This is a genomic window from Trabulsiella guamensis ATCC 49490, from assembly GCF_000734965.1.
Lineage (GTDB): Bacteria > Pseudomonadota > Gammaproteobacteria > Enterobacterales > Enterobacteriaceae > Trabulsiella > Trabulsiella guamensis.
In genome coordinates this window covers 22749-42101 of sequence record NZ_JMTB01000059.1, presented here as the reverse complement: position 1 = coordinate 42101, position 19353 = coordinate 22749, and the positions used below count along the sequence as shown (strand labels likewise).

The following is a 19353-nucleotide window of genomic DNA, read 5'->3' as shown; positions in this document are numbered from 1 at the left end:
TAAACGGATTAACACACTGCCAAAATCCTGCTATGCTGCCCGACGCGGTATCCGGCATTTACCCTACAAACTGCTGTCTCACAGGAGCGTGAAGAGAATCGCCTGCCGCACATGACAATGAGAGCGAGGAGAACCGTCGTGCTAAAAGAATACCGTGAGCACGTAGCTGAGCGTGCCGCCGAAGGGATTGTTGCTAAACCCTTAGATGCAACCCAAATGGCCGCGCTGGTGGAACTGCTGAAAACTCCGCCTGCTGGCGAAGAAGAATTCCTGTTAGACCTGTTGACCAACCGTGTCCCGCCTGGCGTTGATGAAGCCGCCTACGTTAAAGCTGGATTCCTTGCCGCTGTCGCTAAAGGCGAAGCGCACTCCCCGCTGGTAACCCCTGAAAAAGCGATTGAACTGCTTGGTACCATGCAGGGCGGGTATAACATTCATCCGCTGATTGACGCGCTGGATAACGAAAAACTGGCACCGATTGCTGCCAAAGCGCTGTCGCAAACCCTGCTGATGTTTGACAACTTCTACGACGTAGAAGAGAAAGCCAAAGCCGGTAACGTTTACGCGAAACAGGTGATGCAATCCTGGGCTGACGCAGAATGGTTCCTGAACCGTCCTCAGCTCGCAGAAAAAATCACCGTCACCGTCTTTAAAGTCACTGGCGAAACGAATACTGATGACCTGTCTCCGGCACCAGATGCCTGGTCACGTCCGGATATCCCGCTACATGCGCTGGCGATGCTGAAAAACGCCCGCGAAGGGATTGAGCCGGATCAGCCGGGCGTCGTCGGCCCCATCAAACAAATCGAAGCACTGCAGAAAAAAGGCTTCCCGCTGGCCTACGTCGGTGACGTGGTCGGTACCGGCTCTTCCCGTAAATCTGCCACTAACTCGGTGCTGTGGTTTATGGGTGATGACATTCCGCATGTGCCGAACAAGCGCGGCGGCGGTCTGGTGCTTGGCGGGAAAATCGCGCCAATCTTCTTCAACACCATGGAAGATGCCGGTGCGCTGCCAATCGAAGTGGATGTCAGCAACCTGAACATGGGCGACGTGATTGACGTTTACCCGTTCAAAGGCGAAGTCCGTAACCACGAAACTGGCGAACTACTGGCGAGCTTTGAACTGAAAACTGACGTGCTGATCGACGAAGTACGTGCCGGTGGCCGTATTCCGCTGATCATCGGTCGGGGACTGACCACCAAAGCGCGTGAAGCGCTGGGTCTGCCACACAGCGACGTATTCCGCAAAGCGAAAGATGTAGCCGAGAGCAGTCGTGGCTTCTCGCTGGCACAGAAAATGGTAGGTCGCGCTTGCGGCGTCGCCGGTGTTCGTCCGGGCGCGTATTGTGAGCCGAAGATGACCTCCGTCGGCTCTCAGGATACCACCGGTCCGATGACCCGTGATGAACTGAAAGACCTGGCGTGCCTGGGCTTCTCGTCTGACCTGGTGATGCAGTCTTTCTGTCACACCGCGGCCTATCCGAAGCCGGTCGACGTGACCACGCACCACACGCTGCCGGACTTTATCATGAACCGTGGTGGCGTCTCGCTGCGTCCTGGCGACGGCGTTATCCACTCATGGCTGAACCGCATGCTGCTCCCGGACACTGTGGGTACGGGCGGTGACTCGCACACCCGTTTCCCGATCGGCATCTCTTTCCCGGCTGGTTCTGGTCTGGTGGCGTTTGCTGCCGCGACGGGCGTGATGCCGCTGGATATGCCGGAATCCGTTCTGGTGCGCTTCAAAGGCAAAATGCAGCCGGGCATCACCCTGCGTGATCTGGTGCATGCGATCCCGCTGTACGCCATCAAACAGGGCCTGCTGACCGTTGAGAAGAAAGGTAAGAAGAACATCTTCTCTGGTCGCATTCTGGAAATTGAAGGTCTGCCGGATCTGAAAGTCGAGCAGGCGTTTGAACTGACGGATGCCTCGGCAGAGCGTTCTGCCGCCGGTTGCACCATCAAGCTCAACAAAGAGCCGATCATTGAGTATCTGAACTCAAACATCGTGCTGCTGAAGTGGATGATCGCGGAAGGCTACGGTGACCGTCGTACGCTGGAGCGTCGCGTCCATGGCATGGAAAAATGGCTGGCGGATCCGCAGTTGCTCGAAGCTGATGCCGATGCGGAATATGCGGCGGTGATCGAGATCGATCTGGCTGATATCAAAGAGCCGATCCTGTGTGCGCCGAATGACCCGGACGATGCGCGTCTGCTGTCTGACGTGCAGGGCGACAAGATCGACGAAGTGTTTATCGGCTCCTGCATGACCAACATCGGTCACTTCCGTGCAGCAGGTAAACTGCTCGATACCCATAAAGGCCAGCTGCCGACCCGTCTGTGGGTGGCACCGCCAACCCGTATGGATGCGGCACAACTGACCGAAGAGGGCTACTACAGTGTGTTCGGTAAGAGCGGTGCGCGTATTGAAATCCCGGGCTGCTCGCTGTGCATGGGTAACCAGGCGCGCGTGGCAGATGGTGCGACGGTGGTTTCCACCTCAACCCGTAACTTCCCGAACCGTTTAGGTACAGGTGCGAACGTTTACCTGGCGTCTGCAGAGCTGGCGGCAGTTGCGGCGCTGATCGGCAAACTGCCGACGCCAGAAGAGTACCAGACCTTCGTGGCGCAGGTAGATAAAACTGCCGTGGATACTTACCGCTATCTGAACTTCGACCAGCTTAATCAGTACACCGAGAAAGCGGACGGCGTGATTTTCCAGACAGCAGTGTAAGTACTCGCTTACCCGATCGAAAACCCTTCTCCCTGGAGAAGGGTTTTTTATTTTCAAACCTTCCCCACGTACCGCTTTTTTTCTTCTGCTCTGCTGCGATAATTACTGCAGAGGTTTTGCAGAGGAACACATTATGGATTACGAATTTCTGCGCGATGTTACCGGAGTAGTAAAAGTGCGCATGTCCATGGGTCACGAAGTGGTCGGGCACTGGTTTAATGAAGAAGTGAAAGAAAACCTCGCCCTGCTGGATGAAGTGGAACAAGCGGCGCACGCGGTGAAAGGCAGCGAACGTTCCTGGCAACGGGTGGGGCATGAGTATACGCTCTGGATGGATGGCGAAGAGGCGATGATCCGTGCCAACCAGCTGGAGTTTACCGGTGACGAAATGGAAGAAGGGATGAATTACTACGATGAAGAGAGTTTGTCGCTGTGCGGCGTGGAAGATTTTCTTCAGGTGGTGAAAGCATACCGGGAATTTCTTCAGCAATCCTGATCGATTTCCATCATCAAAGCAGCCGGACGTTTTCGTCCGGTTTTTTTTTGCTAAAAAATGATTGTTTGATTTTTATTAATCATTTGCAAACTGTGATCTGGCGCGTTTGTGAACTAAATTTGATTAAATATAATCTTTATGATTTTATTTAATCACAACACAACAACAGGCGGGAAGACCATGAACATCAAAAAGGCAATAGAACGCGTACCCGGCGGCATGATGGTCGTGCCATTAGTTATCGGTGCCATTATCAATACTTTTGCCCCGCAGGCACTGGAAATAGGCGGGTTTACCACCGCGCTGTTTAAAAATGGCGCGGCCCCGCTGATTGGCGCATTTCTGCTGTGTATGGGCGCAGGGATCAGCGTGAAGGCCGCGCCTCAGGCATTGTTGCAGGGGGGTACAATCACCCTGACAAAACTGTTGATCGCCATTGCGATCGGTCTTGGCGTTGAGCAACTATTTGGTACGGAAGGGATCTTTGGCTTAAGCGGCCTGGCGATTATTGCGGCAATGAGCAATTCGAATGGCGGGCTGTATGCGGCGCTGGTGGGCGAGTTCGGCAACGAACGTGATGTCGGTGCGATCTCCGTTCTGTCTCTTAATGACGGTCCGTTCTTTACAATGATCGCCCTGGGCGCGGCGGGAATGGCAAATATTCCGATCATGGCGTTGGTGGCGGTGCTGGTCCCGCTGGTGGTGGGGATGATCCTCGGTAACCTCGATCATAACATGCGCGACTTCCTGACCAAAGGTGGTCCGTTGCTGATTCCCTTCTTTGCCTTTGCACTGGGCGCTGGCATTAACCTGGAGATGCTGTTGCAAGGCGGTCTGGCGGGCATCCTGCTTGGCGTGCTGACCACTTTCGTTGGCGGTTTCTTCAATATCCGCGCAGACCGGCTGGTTGGTGGCAGTGGCATTGCCGGCGCCGCCGCGTCCAGTACGGCGGGTAATGCCGTCGCGACGCCACTGGCAATTGCGCAGGCAGACCCTTCACTGGCGCAAGTCGCCGCCGCCGCTGCGCCGCTGGTTGCCGCATCGGTGATCACCACTGCGATCCTGACACCCATTCTCACCTCGTGGGTGGCAAAACGGCAGGCGCGGCAGGTGGCTCAGGAGAATAAAGCATGAAAATGATCGTTATCGCCGATGACTTTACGGGCTCTAACGATACCGGCGTGCAGTTAGCGAAGAAAGGCGCGCGCACGGAGGTGATGCTCACCCCGGCGCAGAAGCCTTCGCGCCGTGCCGATGTGCTGGTCATCAATACCGAAAGTCGGGCAATCTCTGCGGCGAAAGCCGAACAGGCCGTACAACAGGCATTAGCGCCGTGGTGCGAAGGGAGCAGCCTGCCGCTGGTGTATAAAAAAATCGACTCGACCTTTCGCGGCAACGTGGGGGCCGAAGTCAGCGCGGCGATGCGGGCGACTCATCGGCCACTGGCGGTCATTGCCGCGGCGATCCCCGCCGCCGGACGCACCACCCGTGATGGGCTGTGTCTGGTCAACGGAACCCCTTTACTGGAGACAGAATTTGCCAGCGATCCCAAAACGCCGATTGTCTCTTCGCGCATTGCGGAACTGGTCGCGTTGCAGAGTGACATTCCGGTGCGCGAAGTCTCGCTTGAAGATGTCCGTCGTGGCCGCCTGAGCGCGCTGTTGAGCTCTTTCGCTGAAGAAGGTGAATGCATGGTTGTGGTGGACGCGATGGAAGATCGCGATCTGTCGCTGATTGCGCAGGCTATTTGTGAACAAAAACAGCTGCCGCTGCTGGTCGGCGCGGCCGGATTCGCCAATGCCCTGCCGGTCAGAATGTTTATGCAGGAGAAACAAGAGCTGCCAGTATTGGTGGTCGCGGGCTCGATGAGCGAAGCCACGCGACGTCAGGTCGACAAAGCGCTATGCCAGGAGAGGGCGAAGGTCGTTGATATTGATGCCTCACGGCTGGTCTCAGCGCATTTCGAACAAGAGATCGCCTCGATTGTGGAACAGACCTGTACGCTGTTGAGCCAGCGGCATCATACGATTTTACGCACCAGTCGGCGTGCGGAAGATCGGGAGATGATCGACACGTTGTGTCGTTCTGTGGGGATGAGTCGCCAGCAACTCGGCGAACTGTTGAGTCAGCGGCTTGGGGCTATCACGTTACGCATTATTGAGCAGGCGCGCATCGGCGGCCTGTTCCTCACCGGAGGGGATATCGCCACCGCAGTAGCCAGCGCGCTGGGTGCGGAAGGGTATCGCATTCAAAGCGAAGTCGCCCCCTGCATTCCGTGCGGCACCTTTGTGAACAGCGAGATTGACGATCTGCCGGTTATCACCAAAGCAGGAGGATTCGGCTCAGACAGCACTCTTTGTGATGCGCTTTATTTTATTGAGGAGATGTACAGTGGTAACTAAAACAATCGCGATTACGATGGGAGACCCTGCGGGGATTGGTCCGGAAATTATTGTTAAAGCGCTCAGCCAGGATGAACTGACCGGCGCACCGCTGGTGGTAGTGGGATGCCTGCAAACCCTGACGCGGTTGCAGTCCAGAGGGCTGGCTGAGGGCGTAACGTTCCGCGCGATAACCCAGGTCGCGGATGCCCGCTTCGCGCCGGGCCTGATTCATGTGATCGATGAACCGCTGGCACAGCCGGAGGCGCTGGAGCCGGGTAAAGTGCAGGCGCAGGCGGGCGATCTGGCTTTTCGCTGCGTAAAACGCGCGACAGAGCTGGCGATGAAAGGCGACGTCCATGCCATCGCCACGGCCCCGTTGAACAAAGAAGCGCTGCATCTGGCCGGACACAACTTCCCGGGCCATACAGAACTGCTGGCGACGTTAACCGAAAGCCGCGACTACGCGATGGTGCTTTACACCGATAAACTAAAAGTGATTCATGTTTCTACCCACATCGCTCTGCGTAAGTTCCTTGATACCCTGAATGCGCAGCGCGTGGAAACAGTGATTGGCATCGCTGATACCTTCCTGAAACGCGTGGGATTTGCGAATCCGCGAATTGCGGTGGCTGGCGTGAACCCCCATGCCGGTGAAAACGGGCTGTTTGGTGATGAAGAGATGCGAATTGTCGGGCCTGCGATTGAGAAGATGAAGGCGAAGGGGAGCGATGTTTACGGCCCGTGCCCACCGGACACGGTGTTTTTACAGGCGTATGAAGGTCACTATGACATGGTGGTGGCGATGTACCACGACCAGGGACATATCCCGCTGAAGCTGCTCGGTTTTTATGATGGCGTCAACATAACTGCCGGTCTGCCATTTATCCGCACCTCTGCCGATCACGGGACGGCATTTGATATCGCCTGGACGGGAAAAGCAAAATCTGAGAGCATGGCCATATCGATTAAACTGGCAATGCAACTGGCGTAATTTCCTGTTATGAAAGGACAACACCGTCTGGATAAGATTGTGGCGTATTTGAAAAATCATACGCTGGTGACCGTGGAACAACTGGTAGACGCGGTTGACGCCTCCCCGGCGACGATCCGACGCGATCTGATCAAACTGGATGAACAGGGAGTGATCAGCCGCAGCCACGGCGGTGTTGCGTTACGTCGCTTTGAACCTGCTCAACCGACGACTAACGAGAAACAACTGCGATCCCCCGCTGAAAAACGGGCGATCGCGCGTTATGCCGCCTCCATGGTGCATGCTGGTGATGCCGTCGTGCTTGATGCCGGTACCACGATGCTGGAGCTGGCAAAGTGTCTGACTCATCTGCCGTTACGCGTTATTACCGTTGATCTGCACATCGCTCTGTTTTTATCGGAGTTTCGCCAGATAGAGGTGACCATTGTCGGCGGGCGGATTGACGACAGCAGCCAGTCGTGCATCGGTGAATATGGCCGCAAGATGCTGCGCAGTGTCTATCCCGATATCGCCTTTATGAGCTGTAACACCTGGAGTCTTGAGAAAGGGGTGACCACGCCGACGGAAGACAAAGCGGGGCTGAAACAAGAAATTATCGCTAACGCCCAGCGGAAGGTGTTGCTGGCCGACAGCAGCAAATATGGTGCCCATTCTCTGTTTAATGTCGCCGCTCTCAGCCGCTTTACCGACGTCATCACCGATGTTAATTTACCGCAGGCCGTGCAGGCCGAACTGAAAGCACAATCCGTCGCCCTGACGCTGGTTCAACCTTAATAACCGGATAGCAGACGTTGGGATAAACCTGGAGATGAGTGATGGGTAATGAAATACCACTGAAATTTTATGACATCGTGGATGAGTATTCGACGGAGTCCTCAGCGCCTGTTAATGCCACGGAGCGTGACGCTCTGGCACGCTATTTCCAGCTCCTGCTCACCCGTTTAAGCAATAATGAAGAGATTAGCGAAGAGGCGCAGCAAGAGATGGCCAGTGAAGCCGACATTGACGCGCAACGCATCGATGATATCGCTGAATTCCTGAATCGATGGGGAAATGAATAACCCCTGATTTCGCTCAGGAACTCCGCAGAGCTCCTGAGGCTTGTTCTTACACGCTCGGAATATTGCGCCCGTAGTAGATTTCGCGCATTTCTTTCCACAGCAGGTCGGTAATGATCTTGCGCTCGTCAGCGGATAACTCTTCCGGTCTGGTGTGAAACATGTAGTGCTTAAGGTCAAACTCTTTAAGCAACATCTTGGTATGGAAGATGTTTTCCTGGTAAACGTTCACATCCACCATGTCGTACAGCGCTTTCATGTCATCGGACATAAAATTCTGAATCGAATTAATCTCGTGATCGATAAAATGTTTCATACCGTTGATGTCGCGGGTAAAACCACGCACACGGTAATCAATGGTCACGATGTCAGATTCCAGTTGATGGATCAGGTAATTCAGCGCCTTCAGAGGTGAAATCACTCCACAGGTGGACACTTCAATATCCGCACGGAAAGTGCACAGACCACCTTCAGGATGGCTTTCCGGGTAGGTATGCACGCAGATATGGCTTTTATCGAGATGAGCAACCACCGCTTCTGGCAACGGACCCGGGTGCTCTGTCTTGTCGATAAGCGTGGGGTCGACGGGTTCTTCACTCACCAGAATGGTGACGCTCGCACCCTGAGGTTCATAATCCTGGCGCGCAATGTTGAGAATATTGGCACCGATAATTGAGCAGGTCTCTGACAGGATTTCGGTCAGACGGTTGGCGTTATAGAGTTCGTCGATATAGGCGATATAACCATCGCGCTCTTCCGCTGTTTTGGCGTAACAGATATCGTAAATACAAAAACTCAGGCTTTTGGTCAGGTTGTTAAAGCCATGCAGTTTAAGCTTTTTCAATTTTTATCATCTCCTTAGAAGCAGAGCGCGTCTTGCAGGTATTGCGGCAGGGCAAAGGCGGCCGTATGCACGCCGGGATTGTAATAGCGGCATTTCAGACCGGAACTGTGAAAGCGCGCCTGAATGATTTCGGTGGAAAGATGGCGCAGCGCACCGTTGTCCGTCGCCCAGGCAAAGGTCATGATGCCGCCGAAATAGGTCGGGATCGCCGCCTGGTAAAAACTCACGTCACGAAAGTAGTGGCTCAGTTTGCGATGACTGCCGATGACTTCATCCTGTTGCAGAAAACTCACGCCGTTCTGGGCGACAAGAATTCCGCCGGGGTTCAGGCAGCGTTTGCAGCCTTCGTAAAAATCAGACGTAAACAGGCTCTCGCCAGGACCGATGGGGTCGGTACAGTCAGAGATAATCACATCGAACGTCTGGCGGGTCTGGTTGACGAAATTGACGCCATCATCAATCACCAGCCTGAAACGCGGATCGTCATAGCTACCGGCGTTATGGTTCGGCAGATACTGGCGGCAGAACGAGACCACGCCGGCATCAATCTCCACCATAGTGATGGTTTCAATGGTTTTGTGACGGGAAACCTCGCGCAGCATTGCGCCGTCGCCACCGCCGATGATCAACACGTGTTTCGCCTGCCCGTGAGCCAATAGCGGAACGTGGGTCATCATTTCGTGATAGATGAATTCGTCGCGTTCGGTGGTCTGCACCACGCCATCCAGCGCCATCACCCGGCCAAACGCCGCGTTTTCGAAAATGATCAGATCCTGGTGATCCGTCTTCTCGTGATACAAGACGTTATCAACGGCAAAGTATTGACCAAACTGGTCGTGCAGGGTTTCGTGCCACACGTTTTTATCGGTCATCGACAGATACCTCCTTTGTTAACACCCCTTCAAAATGGGCGCAACATGATAGCCAACAATAACCGTGGATGCACGGTCATTATTTCATCAGAGGATTATTTTACGTAGGCGAGCAGGCTTAATGAATCCCGCGCCAGCGCTTTACATTTTTTGGCGGTAGGAATGCTGATGCCGCTCAGATCGCGATAACTGTCTTCACCGAGGGCTTTCATATTGTAGGTATCGTAATTACTCAAATCCCACTGGTTCTGCTGAGCGAAAAAGACCAGCGCACGGCGGATCTGACCATTCGGTAAGTTCTGGTAGCCACAATCATTTTTCAGGAACACAAAAACGGCGGTCAGGTCAGCCATATCTTCCGCTTCGGATTCGCTTAACGCGTAACTGTTGCAGGAAAGGGCAAGCAGACTGCCAAGCGCCAGTGTTCTGAAAAACATCTTCATGAGTTTTACCTTAATTCGTGGAAGTTCAACGTTAGCACACTTCCCGGGGACTCGCCGCTGTTTATTGTTATCTTTCTGCTTGACCTTGCCGCAAGGGAAAAGTGTAAGCTTAATTATTCGCCATAAAAATAAAAGGACGTTAAAAAAATGCATCGCCGGGATTTTATAAAACTCACCGCCGCTGTGGGCGTCGCCAGCACATTACCCGTATGGCGCCGGTTTGCCTTCGCCGCTGAGCGCCCCGTCCTCCCCATTCCCGAACTGCTGACCGCTGACGCTACGAACCGCATCGCCATTAATGTGCAGGCCGGGAAAACGACGTTTGGCCCACACGTAGCAACCACCTGGGGCTACAACGGGAATCTGCTGGGGCCGGCGCTGCAATTGCGCCAGGGGAAAACGGTGACAGTAGATATTCATAATCAGCTCAGCGAAGAGACCACATTACACTGGCATGGGCTGGAAGTGCCGGGCGAGGTGGATGGCGGCCCGCAGGGAATGATTAAACCTGGCGAAACGCGGACGGTTACCTTTACGCCGACGCAGCGTGCGGCAACCTGTTGGTTCCATCCACATCAGCATGGCAAAACCGGACGTCAGGTCGCAATGGGGCTCGCGGGTCTGGTACTGATAGAAGACAACACACAGCGCATGCTGTTGCTGCCGAAACAATGGGGCATTGATGATGTGCCGGTGATCGTGCAGGACAAGAAATTCACCGCCGACGGGCAAATTGATTATCAGCTCGACATCATGAGCGCCGCCGTCGGCTGGTCTGGCGACACATTGCTGGCCAACGGCGCTATCTATCCGCAACATTCCGCGCCCAAAGGCTGGCTGCGTCTGCGACTGCTTAACGGCTGCAATGCGCGGATGCTCAATTTTGCCGCCAGCGATAACCGGCCGCTGTATGTGATCGCCAGTGACGGGGGGTTACTGCCGGAACCAGTGAAAGTGACCGAACTGCCGGTACTGCCGGGGGAGCGTTTTGAAGTGCTGGTGGATATCAGCGACAGCAAAGCGTTTGATCTGGTCACGCTGCCGGTCAAGCAGATGGGCATGGCAACAGCGCCGTTTGATAACGCACACCCGGTAATGCGCATCCAGCCGCTGGTGATCCCGGCGTCAGGCACTCTGCCGGATACGTTAACCACTATGCCTGCGCTGCCCTCGCTGGACGAGCTGACGCAACGTACGCTGCAACTGTCTATGGATCCGATGCTCGATATGATGGGTCACAGGGGATCGATTGATCACGGCAGTAACGGTTTTGATTTCCATAACGCCAATAAGATTAACGGCGTGGCTTTTGAGATGGATAAACCGATGTTTGCTGCGGCGAAAGGGCAGTATGAGCGTTGGGTGATCTCCGGCAAAGGCGACATGATGCTGCACCCGTTCCATATCCACGGCACGCAGTTCCGCATTCTTTCTGAGAATGGTAAAGCGCCTGCGGCACATCGATCAGGCTGGAAGGATATCGTGCATGTCGAAGGGGATGTCAGCGAAGTGCTGGTGAAATTTGACCATGATGCACCGAAGGAATTTGCCTATATGGCGCACTGTCATCTGCTGGAGCATGAAGATACCGGCATGATGCTGGGGTTCACGGTATAAAAAAAGCCCGGTAAGCAGCCACGCTTACCGGGCATCACATTACTTCACGTCATCCGGCAATGCATATGCGACGATATAGTCGCCCATCTTCGTCCCGAACGAACCATGACCGCCTGCTGAGATGACAACATACTGCTTGCCATTCACTTCATAGGTCATCGGCGTAGCCTGACCGCCCGCTGGCAGGCGCGCCTGCCACAGTTTTTCCCCGTTGGTCATATTGTACGCACGGAGATAGTTGTCGGCGGTGGCGGCGATAAACAGCACATTACCGGCGGTGGAAATCGGACCGCCCAGCATCGGCATCCCCATGTTGAACGGGACCGGAACCGGCATCGGGAACGGCATGCTGTCCTGCGGGGTACCAATGCGTTTTTTCCATGCCACCTGGTTGGTTTTCAGATCCAGGGCGGAAATGTAACCCCACGCCGGTTGTTTACACGGCAGACCAAACGGCGACAGGAACGGGTTCAGCGTGACGCCGTACGGTACGCCATACTGCGGCTGAATACCAGATTCAGAACCGGTGCCCTGCGCATCTTTTGGCTGTTCCATTGGATTACCCGGGCCGCGCGGGATCAGTTTCGACACAAACGGCAGCGCCATCGGGTTAGCAATCGCCACCTGGCGGTTTGGATCGACAGAAATTCCGCCCCACTCAAACATGCCGAGGTTACCCGGGAAGACCAGCGTGCCCTGTTCAGACGGTGGCGTGAAGATGCCTTCATAGCGCATCTGGTGGAAAATCACGCGGCACACCAGTTGATCGAACATGGTGGCGCCCCACATGTCCTTATCGGTCAGATCTTTTTTCGGACGGAAGCTCAGCTCAGAGAACGGCTGTGTTTTGGTGACGTAGTCGCCTTTTGCGGCACCCTGCGGAACCGGTTTTTCCGGCGCTGGCACTACCAGCTCACCATTACGACGGTCGAGAACAAAGATATTCCCGGTTTTCGCTGGCGCATAAATCACCGGCACGGTTTTGCCGTTAACAGTGATATCCGCCAGCGTCGGCTGGGACGGCATATCCATATCCCACAGATCGTGGTGTACGGTCTGGTAGCTCCAGGCGAGCTTACCGGTGGTTGCATTCAGCGCCACAATGGAACTGGCGAAACGCTCCTGTTCCGGTGTACGGTTACCGCCCCAGATATCCGGCGTGGTCACACCCATCGGCAGGTAAACGAGGTCCAGCTTCGCATCGTAGGCGGCAGGCGCCCAGGAGTTCGGTGAGTTCAGCGAGAAGTGATGCTCATCAGCCGGAATGGCGTTGGGATCTTTCGCGCCCGGGTCGAAGGCCCACAGCAGGTCGCCAGTGTTAATGTCGAAGCCGCGGATCACGCCCGAGGGTTCACGTGTCGAGAAGTTATCCGTTACCGCACCGGCGATGACGATAGTTTTATCGGTCACGATCGGCGGAGAGGTGGGTTCATACATGCCAGGCGTAGTGATCGGCATGTTGGTCTGCAGGTTGAGGATCCCTTTATTGGCAAAGGATTCGCACAGCTTGCCGGTTTCGGCGTTAATGGCAAACAGGCGGCCATCATTCACCGGCAGAATGATCCGGCGCGGGCAGTTAGCGACCACATCCGCCGGTGCGTTCTCTGGCGTGGCTTCGTGATAAGAAACACCACGGCAGGTCACATGCTGGAATGTGGGATTCGTATTTAACTGAGGATCAAAGTGCCACTTCTCTTTCCCGGTCGCGGCATCCAGCGCAAAAAGACGCTGGTGGGCGGTACAGAGAAACAGCGTGTCGCCGACTTTAATCGGTGTGACTTCGTTGGTGATTTCACCGGGATCGTTTGGCTGTTTCAGATCGCCAGTGCGGAAAACCCAGGCCTCTTTCAGTTGCTTAACGTTGTTGGCGTTAATTTGTTTCAGCGGCGAATAGCGCTGTCCTTCCTGATTACGTCCGTACGCGGGCCAGTCCTGATCGGCAACCTGCGAAATCGGTGCGGCAGGGGTCACATCGGTGCTTAGCGTACCGTTAATTTCCTGCGGATCGTGAAAGCCCGCCCAGGTCAGGATCCCGCCGCTTATCAGCAGGGCGACGACCAGCACCGCCACGGCACCAGCGGAAGGGACAATCAGCCGACGCCAGACAAACGGCAGGATCAGCCAGATGCCGAAGAAAACCAGTATATCGCTGCGTGGCGTCAGCGCCCAGAAGTCAAACCCGACCTCCCATACTCCCCAAATCATGGTCGCGAGTAATAATGCGGCATACAGCCACAGCGCGACGCGCTGACGGCGCCACAGCATTACCGTCACACCGAGCATCACCAGCCCGGCAACCGGGTAGTACCACGAGCCGCCAATTGCGGCTAACCATATCCCCCCGATAAGGAGATACAGACCGCAAAAGGCTGCAAAGAGCGCCGTCAGCCTCACGAGAAGCCGTGATTGTTGATATTTTGTTTCTGCCATAGAAAGACACCTGCTAAATCGTTAATTTTTTAGTAGCAACTAATTATAGGAGTTAACAAGTGTGATCGGAATCACAAAACGAGCTTTGTGATCGCATACACCGTATAAATCGATTTGCTGGTATACTGCGTGGCTTGCTGATCAATGTCGGTGCTTAACGTAGCGGTGTTGAGTGATTTATTATCAAAATCAGATGGTTAGTTTTATGAAACATACTGTTGAAGTGATGATCCCGGAAGCGGAGATCAAAGCGCGTATTGCCAAACTGGGTCGTCAGATCACCGAGCGTTATAAAAATAGCGGCAGCGACATGGTGCTGGTGGGGTTGTTACGCGGTTCATTTATGTTCATGGCTGATCTGTGCCGCGAAGTGCAGGTATCACATGAAGTCGATTTTATGACAGCGTCGAGCTACGGCAGCGGCATGTCGTCTACCCGCGACGTGAAAATCCTGAAAGATCTGGATGAAGACATCCGTGGCAAAGACGTGCTGATCGTCGAAGATATTATCGACTCCGGCAATACTTTGTCGAAAGTGCGTGAGATCCTGAGCCTGCGTGAACCGAAATCGCTGGCAATCTGCACGTTGCTCGACAAACCCTCGCGCCGTGAAGTGGAGGTACCGGTGGAATTTATCGGCTTCTCGATCCCGGATGAGTTTGTGGTTGGTTACGGTATTGACTACGCGCAGCGTTATCGCCATCTGCCCTACGTCGGCAAAGTGGTGCTACTGGACGAATAAAACAAAGGCCCCGAGGGGCCTTTTGTTATTTGTGGTTGTGGTGTTTCTGCTGGAGGTTTGAAATCCCGTGGCGGTAACGCTGCTCAAGGGTTTCACGGTTGGTGGCCGTGACGTCCAGATCGCGCAGCAGACCATCGTGAATGCCGTAGGCCCAGCCGTGAATCGTGACCTTCTGACCGCGTTTCCAGGCGGACTGCATAATGGTGGAGTGACCCAGGTTGTAAACCTGCTCCATCACATTCAGTTCACACAGGGTATCCAGACGGCGCTCTGGCGGCATTTCGCCCAGCAGCGAGCTGTGTTTAAACCAGATATCGCGAATGTGCAGCAGCCAGTTATTGATAAGCCCCAGTTCTGGGTTTTCTACCGCGGCCTGTACACCGCCGCAGCCGTAGTGACCACAAATGATGATATGCTCGACTTCCAGCACATCCACCGCGTACTGGACGACGGAGAGGCAGTTAAGGTCGGTGTGGATAACAAGGTTGGCAACGTTGCGATGAACAAACAGTTCACCAGGCTCAAGCCCTGTCAGGCGTTCAGCGGGAACGCGACTATCGGAACATCCAATCCATAGAAAGCGCGGTTTCTGCGCTTGCGCCAGTTTCTCAAAAAAACCGGGATCCTCTTCCACCAGCATTTTTGACCATAGTGCATTATTGCTGATGAGTGTATCTATATCTTTCATGGAGGTTAACGACCTGTAACCGAGTTAGTGCGTTGCGCTAATATAGGTCAACTCCTGACTTTTTAAAACCATGCATCGAGTGTCACAACTCGATAAGAGATATTTAATGACCATTGCACTGGAACTTAAGCAGCTTAAGAAGACCTATCCGGGCGGCGTCCAGGCGCTGCGGGGAATCGATCTTACCGTCGAAGCCGGCGACTTCTACGCGCTCCTTGGACCGAATGGCGCGGGGAAATCCACTACCATCGGTATCATCAGTTCGTTGGTGAACAAGAGCGCCGGTGAAGTAAGCGTCTTTGGCTACGATCTCGACAAAGACGTTGTCAATGCGAAACGCCAGCTGGGGCTGGTGCCGCAGGAATTTAACTTCAACCCGTTCGAAACCGTTCAGCAGATTGTGGTCAACCAGGCGGGTTACTATGGCGTTGAACGTAAAGAAGCGGTTATCCGTAGCGAAAAATACCTGAAACAGCTTGATCTATGGGAAAAACGCAACGAACGTGCGCGGATGTTATCCGGTGGCATGAAACGTCGTCTGATGATCGCCCGCGCGCTGATGCATGAGCCAAAATTATTGATTCTCGACGAGCCAACTGCCGGGGTTGATATCGAGCTGCGCCGCTCAATGTGGGGCTTTCTGAAAGATCTCAACGATAAAGGCACGACGATCATTTTGACGACGCACTATCTGGAAGAGGCTGAAATGCTGTGCCGCAACATTGGCATCATTCAGCACGGCGCGCTGGTGGAAAACACCTCCATGAAAGCGCTGCTGGCAAAACTGAAATCAGAAACGTTTATTCTCGATCTGGCGCCGAAAAGCCCGCTTCCGGTGCTGGAAGGGTATCAGTACCGGCTGGTGGATACTTCCACGCTGGAAGTGGAAGTGCTGCGTGAGCAGGGCGTTAACAGCGTGTTCAGCCAGCTGAGCGCGCAGGGGATTCAGGTATTAAGTATGCGTAACAAAGCGAACCGTCTGGAAGAGCTGTTTGTCTCGCTGGTGAATGAAAAACAGGGAGAACAGGTATGATGCAGCTTTATTGGGTCGCGCTGAAGAGCATCTGGACGAAAGAAATTCAGCGCTTCATGCGTATCTGGGTGCAGACGCTGGTGCCGCCGGTGATCACCATGACGCTGTATTTCATCATCTTTGGTAATCTGATTGGTTCCCGGATTGGCGAGATGCACGGCTTCACATACATGCAGTTCATTGTGCCGGGGTTGATCATGATGGCGGTGATCACCAACGCTTACGCCAACGTGGCCTCGTCGTTCTTCAGCGCCAAGTTCCAGCGCAACATTGAAGAGCTGCTGGTAGCCCCGGTGCCCACTCACGTTATTATCGCCGGGTATGTCGGTGGCGGTGTGGCGCGCGGTTTGTGTGTGGGGATCCTGGTCACGGCGGTATCGTTGTTCTTCGTGCCGTTCCAGGTGCATTCATGGGTGTTTGTCGCGCTGACGCTGCTGTTAACGGCGATCCTCTTTTCGCTGGCGGGGCTGCTGAATGCGGTGTTTGCCAAAACTTTTGACGACATCAGCCTGATCCCGACTTTTGTGCTGACACCGCTGACCTATCTTGGTGGGGTATTTTACTCGCTGACGCTGCTGCCGCCGTTCTGGCAGGCGCTGTCACACCTGAATCCAATCGTCTATATGATCAGCGGTTTCCGCTTTGGTTTCCTCGGCATTACCGACGTGCCACTGTTTACCACGGTCGGTGTACTGGTGATCTTTATCGTGGCATTCTACCTGCTGTGCTGGTATCTGATTCAGCGCGGTCGCGGGTTGCGCAGTTGATCCTACGCCCGGTGGTGCTGATGCCCGCCGGGCGCCTTGTTAAAGGGGAAAATAATGTTAGGTTGGGTCATTGCCTGCCATGACGATCAGGCAGAGGATATGCGTGAGCGGCTGGAAAAGAAGTTTGGCCCGCTGGTGCAGTGCCAGGCCGTTAGCTACTGGCGGGGACTGAGCGACAATATGCTCAGCCGGATGATGTGCGATGCGCTGCATCATACCGATTCCGGCGACGGTGTCATTTTTCTCACGGATATTCCCGGTGCTGCGCCTTATCGTGTCGCTGCGTTAATGAGCCACAAACACAGCCACTGTGAAGTTATCTCCGGTGTCAGTTATTCATTGCTGGAGCGAATGTATCCGCTGCGCAAAACGCTGAGCAGCGAAGCCTTCCGGGAAGCCATTGTGAGCAGTGGCGGTGCGGAAGTCAGTAGTCTCTGGCATCAGCAGCAAAAAAATCCGCCTTTCGTTTTACTGCATGACCTGTATGACAATTAACCGTTGGTATTGACGGGTCTTTTGTTACAATAACAACAGTTTCTCTGCTCCGGTTGTCATGCATGTTCACTCGCGTTTTCTTCGTCTTGCTGCTGTTCATTACCAGCAGTGCCTCTGCCAGCCTCATTAATCAACAACGGCTGCCCGCCCGATATATGCAAACCACGGAAGACGCCACCATCTGGGCGCAGATCGGCAATAACGTGGTGACGGTCGGTAACGTACGCGCCGGCCAAATTCTCGCGGTGGTGCCGGGTGCCGCCGACTATTACGAATTCAGTTTTGGCTTTGGCACCGGGTTTATCGATAAAGCGCATCTGGAGCCGGTCCAGGGGCACCAGCGTGTGGAAGATACCCTGGGCGACCTGAACAAGCGGCTCAGTAATCAGAACCTGCTCACCTGGCGGGATACGCCAGTTTATAACGCGCCAGATACCGGCAGCGCTCCGTTCGGCGTGCTGGCGGATAATCTGCGCTACCCCATTATCAGCAAACTCAAAGACCGCCTGAATCAGACCTGGTATCAGATCCGCATTGGTAACCGGCTGGCGTGGATCAGCAGCCTGGATGCGCAGGAAGATAACGGGATTCCGGTGCTCACGTACCACCATATATTGCGTGATGAAGAAAACACGCGCTTTCGTCACACCTCGACCACTACTTCGGTGCGTGCGTTCAGCAACCAGATGACCTGGCTGCGTGATCAGGGCTACACCACGCTGACGATGTATCAGCTGGAAGGTTATGTTCGCAACAAGATGAACCTGCCGGCGCGTTCGGTGGTGATCACTTTCGACGATGGACTGAAATCGGTCAGCCGTTATGCTTACCCGGTGCTCAAACCGTACGGTTTTAAAGCCACAGCGTTTATTATCTCGTCGCGCATCAAGCGCCATCCGCAGAAATGGGATCCGAAATCGCTGCAGTTTATGAGCGTTTCAGAGCTACGAAGTATTGAGGATGTTTTTGATGTGCAGTCGCACACTCATTTCCTGCATCGTGTTGATGGCAATCGTCATCCGATTTTGTTGAGCCGCAGCTATCACAATATCCTGTTCGATTATGCCCGTTCACGTCGCTCACTGGCGCAATTTAACCCGCACGTGCTGTACCTTTCGTACCCCTTTGGCGGCTATGACAACAAGGCAATCAAAGCAGCAAACGACGCTGGTTTTCATATGGCGGTGACAACGGTGAAAGGGAAGGTGAAACCGGGGGATAATCCGTTCTTACTGAAGCGATTGTATATTTTAAGAACGGATTCGCTGGAAACTATGGCGCGGCTGATCAGTAATCAGCCGCAAGGGTAGTGGACAGCTATCAGGCGACCTGAACCGGAATCGCTTTCGCGGTGCGCTTCATTTCGTTGCCCGCATCGAAGTAGGCCACTTTCGGCTGCCAGCGGCGGGCTTCTTCGTCGGACATCATGACGAAGCTGGCGATAATCACAATATCGCCCACGTCAGCGCAGTGCGCTGCGGCACCGTTGACTGAGATAATTTTGGAACCGCGCTCAGCCGCGATTGCATAGGTGGAGAAACGTTTGCCGTTGTTTACGTTCCAGATATCAATCGCTTCGTTTTCAAGAATACCTGCCGCATCGAGAAAGTCCTGGTCAATGGCGCAGGAACCTTCATAGTGCAGATCGGCCTGGGTCACTGTCACACGGTGAAGCTTACCTTGCAGCATTTTGCGAATCATTACGTCTACCTTTAATCATCATGCATTACCCTCTCCCGAAAGAGAGGGCAGGGTGA

19 protein-coding genes are annotated in these 19353 nt (G+C 54.3%); 13 read left to right on the top strand and 6 right to left on the bottom strand.

The genetic code is table 11. From position 1 onward, the window contains the following. The first annotated feature begins 138 nt into the window (after window positions 1–138). From acnB to GTGU_RS07935, 7 genes are all read left to right on the top strand, one after another. The gene (gene acnB / locus GTGU_RS07965; protein WP_156964095.1) at window positions 139–2736 is read left to right on the top strand and encodes a bifunctional aconitate hydratase 2/2-methylisocitrate dehydratase; all 2598 of its coding nucleotides are present in this window, start codon (window positions 139–141) and stop codon (window positions 2734–2736) included. Between the two features lie 133 nt (window positions 2737–2869). Then, window positions 2870–3232, top strand: a complete 363-nt coding sequence (gene yacL / locus GTGU_RS07960) for a protein YacL (RefSeq protein ID WP_038155602.1) — start codon at window positions 2870–2872, stop codon at window positions 3230–3232. 180 nt (window positions 3233–3412) lie between these two features. Further along, window positions 3413–4366, top strand: coding sequence for a 2-keto-3-deoxygluconate permease 1 (locus tag GTGU_RS07955; protein WP_038155601.1), 954 nt, complete (start codon window positions 3413–3415; stop codon window positions 4364–4366). Next, window positions 4363–5634, top strand: a complete 1272-nt coding sequence (gene dtnK, locus GTGU_RS07950; RefSeq protein WP_038155600.1) for a D-threonate kinase — start codon at window positions 4363–4365, stop codon at window positions 5632–5634. The genes GTGU_RS07955 and dtnK overlap by 4 nt, the downstream gene beginning before the upstream one ends. Further along, window positions 5624–6607 (top strand): D-threonate 4-phosphate dehydrogenase, encoded by a 984-nt coding sequence (locus GTGU_RS07945; protein ID WP_084222762.1) that lies wholly within the window; start codon window positions 5624–5626, stop codon window positions 6605–6607. The genes dtnK and GTGU_RS07945 overlap by 11 nt, the downstream gene beginning before the upstream one ends. Before the next feature lie 9 nt (window positions 6608–6616). Beyond that, window positions 6617–7381, top strand: coding sequence for a DeoR/GlpR family DNA-binding transcription regulator (locus GTGU_RS07940; protein ID WP_038155598.1), 765 nt, complete (start codon window positions 6617–6619; stop codon window positions 7379–7381). A 41-nt stretch (window positions 7382–7422) separates the two neighbouring features. Then, complete coding sequence (locus GTGU_RS07935; RefSeq protein ID WP_038155597.1) at window positions 7423–7668, top strand: DUF2543 family protein; 246 nt, start codon at window positions 7423–7425, stop codon at window positions 7666–7668. Between the two features lie 46 nt (window positions 7669–7714). Here GTGU_RS07935 and speD read toward each other — a convergent pair whose 3' ends face one another. The 3 genes from speD to GTGU_RS07920 form a co-directional block, all read right to left on the bottom strand. Next, window positions 7715–8509: an adenosylmethionine decarboxylase gene (gene speD, locus GTGU_RS07930; RefSeq protein ID WP_038155596.1), complete on the bottom strand. Its 795-nt coding sequence runs from the start codon at window positions 8507–8509 to the stop codon at window positions 7715–7717. Window positions 8510–8523: 14 nt separating this feature from the next. After that, complete coding sequence (gene speE, locus GTGU_RS07925; protein WP_038155595.1) at window positions 8524–9381, bottom strand: polyamine aminopropyltransferase; 858 nt, start codon at window positions 9379–9381, stop codon at window positions 8524–8526. 95 nt (window positions 9382–9476) lie between these two features. Further along, window positions 9477–9824, bottom strand: a complete 348-nt coding sequence (locus tag GTGU_RS07920; protein ID WP_038155594.1) for a YacC family pilotin-like protein — start codon at window positions 9822–9824, stop codon at window positions 9477–9479. A gap of 147 nt (window positions 9825–9971) precedes the next feature. Here GTGU_RS07920 and cueO point away from each other — a divergent pair, with 147 nt between their 5' ends. After that, window positions 9972–11441 carry a multicopper oxidase CueO gene (cueO, locus tag GTGU_RS07915; RefSeq protein ID WP_038155593.1) on the top strand — a complete coding sequence of 490 codons (1470 nt, stop codon included), beginning with the start codon at window positions 9972–9974 and terminating at the stop codon, window positions 11439–11441. A 39-nt stretch (window positions 11442–11480) separates the two neighbouring features. On the opposite strand, the gene GTGU_RS07910 is transcribed toward cueO, so the two are convergent. Further along, a complete protein-coding gene (locus GTGU_RS07910) occupies window positions 11481–13871 on the bottom strand; it encodes a glucose/quinate/shikimate family membrane-bound PQQ-dependent dehydrogenase (RefSeq protein WP_038155592.1) in 2391 nt (796 codons plus the stop codon). 205 nt (window positions 13872–14076) lie between these two features. Between GTGU_RS07910 and hpt the strand changes: the two genes are divergently transcribed. Further along, window positions 14077–14613, top strand: coding sequence for a hypoxanthine phosphoribosyltransferase (gene hpt / locus GTGU_RS07905; protein WP_051857315.1), 537 nt, complete (start codon window positions 14077–14079; stop codon window positions 14611–14613). A gap of 25 nt (window positions 14614–14638) precedes the next feature. On the opposite strand, the gene can is transcribed toward hpt, so the two are convergent. Next, entirely contained in the window at window positions 14639–15301 is a 663-nt protein-coding gene (gene can, locus GTGU_RS07900; RefSeq protein WP_038155591.1) for a carbonate dehydratase, read from the bottom strand. Window positions 15302–15407: 106 nt separating this feature from the next. Here can and GTGU_RS07895 point away from each other — a divergent pair, with 106 nt between their 5' ends. From GTGU_RS07895 to GTGU_RS07880, 4 genes are all read left to right on the top strand, one after another. After that, on the top strand, window positions 15408–16334 hold the full coding sequence (locus tag GTGU_RS07895; RefSeq protein ID WP_038155590.1) for an ABC transporter ATP-binding protein: 927 nt from the start codon (window positions 15408–15410) through the stop codon (window positions 16332–16334). Then, window positions 16331–17101 carry an ABC transporter permease gene (locus tag GTGU_RS07890; protein WP_038155589.1) on the top strand — a complete coding sequence of 257 codons (771 nt, stop codon included), beginning with the start codon at window positions 16331–16333 and terminating at the stop codon, window positions 17099–17101. The genes GTGU_RS07895 and GTGU_RS07890 overlap by 4 nt, the downstream gene beginning before the upstream one ends. Before the next feature lie 54 nt (window positions 17102–17155). Then, a complete protein-coding gene (locus GTGU_RS07885) occupies window positions 17156–17596 on the top strand; it encodes a PTS sugar transporter subunit IIA (protein WP_038155588.1) in 441 nt (146 codons plus the stop codon). Window positions 17597–17658: 62 nt separating this feature from the next. Beyond that, window positions 17659–18906, top strand: a complete 1248-nt coding sequence (locus tag GTGU_RS07880; RefSeq protein WP_038155587.1) for a polysaccharide deacetylase family protein — start codon at window positions 17659–17661, stop codon at window positions 18904–18906. Between the two features lie 10 nt (window positions 18907–18916). Here the strand turns inward: GTGU_RS07880 and panD are convergent, their stop codons facing one another. Further along, window positions 18917–19297 carry an aspartate 1-decarboxylase gene (gene panD / locus GTGU_RS07875; protein WP_038155586.1) on the bottom strand — a complete coding sequence of 127 codons (381 nt, stop codon included), beginning with the start codon at window positions 19295–19297 and terminating at the stop codon, window positions 18917–18919. Window positions 19298–19353 lie beyond the last annotated feature (56 nt).

What these genes read in the sequence shown, in the direction of transcription:
- yacL (WP_038155602.1), top strand. Translation starts at nt 2,870, where the DNA reads ATGGATTACGAATTTCTGCGCGATGTTACCGGAGTAGTAAAAGTGCGC.
- GTGU_RS07940 (WP_038155598.1), top strand. Translation starts at nt 6,617, where the DNA reads ATGAAAGGACAACACCGTCTGGATAAGATTGTGGCGTATTTGAAAAAT.
- GTGU_RS07895 (WP_038155590.1), top strand. Translation starts at nt 15,408, where the DNA reads ATGACCATTGCACTGGAACTTAAGCAGCTTAAGAAGACCTATCCGGGC.
- GTGU_RS07935 (WP_038155597.1), top strand. Translation starts at nt 7,423, where the DNA reads ATGGGTAATGAAATACCACTGAAATTTTATGACATCGTGGATGAGTAT.
- panD (WP_038155586.1), bottom strand. Translation starts at nt 19,297, where the DNA reads ATGATTCGCAAAATGCTGCAAGGTAAGCTTCACCGTGTGACAGTGACC.
- GTGU_RS07920 (WP_038155594.1), bottom strand. Translation starts at nt 9,824, where the DNA reads ATGAAGATGTTTTTCAGAACACTGGCGCTTGGCAGTCTGCTTGCCCTT.
- GTGU_RS07910 (WP_038155592.1), bottom strand. Translation starts at nt 13,871, where the DNA reads ATGGCAGAAACAAAATATCAACAATCACGGCTTCTCGTGAGGCTGACG.
- speE (WP_038155595.1), bottom strand. Translation starts at nt 9,381, where the DNA reads ATGACCGATAAAAACGTGTGGCACGAAACCCTGCACGACCAGTTTGGT.
- GTGU_RS07890 (WP_038155589.1), top strand. Translation starts at nt 16,331, where the DNA reads ATGATGCAGCTTTATTGGGTCGCGCTGAAGAGCATCTGGACGAAAGAA.
- GTGU_RS07955 (WP_038155601.1), top strand. Translation starts at nt 3,413, where the DNA reads ATGAACATCAAAAAGGCAATAGAACGCGTACCCGGCGGCATGATGGTC.
- cueO (WP_038155593.1), top strand. Translation starts at nt 9,972, where the DNA reads ATGCATCGCCGGGATTTTATAAAACTCACCGCCGCTGTGGGCGTCGCC.
- can (WP_038155591.1), bottom strand. Translation starts at nt 15,301, where the DNA reads ATGAAAGATATAGATACACTCATCAGCAATAATGCACTATGGTCAAAA.
- GTGU_RS07880 (WP_038155587.1), top strand. Translation starts at nt 17,659, where the DNA reads ATGTTCACTCGCGTTTTCTTCGTCTTGCTGCTGTTCATTACCAGCAGT.
- GTGU_RS07885 (WP_038155588.1), top strand. Translation starts at nt 17,156, where the DNA reads ATGTTAGGTTGGGTCATTGCCTGCCATGACGATCAGGCAGAGGATATG.
- hpt (WP_051857315.1), top strand. Translation starts at nt 14,077, where the DNA reads ATGAAACATACTGTTGAAGTGATGATCCCGGAAGCGGAGATCAAAGCG.
- dtnK (WP_038155600.1), top strand. Translation starts at nt 4,363, where the DNA reads ATGAAAATGATCGTTATCGCCGATGACTTTACGGGCTCTAACGATACC.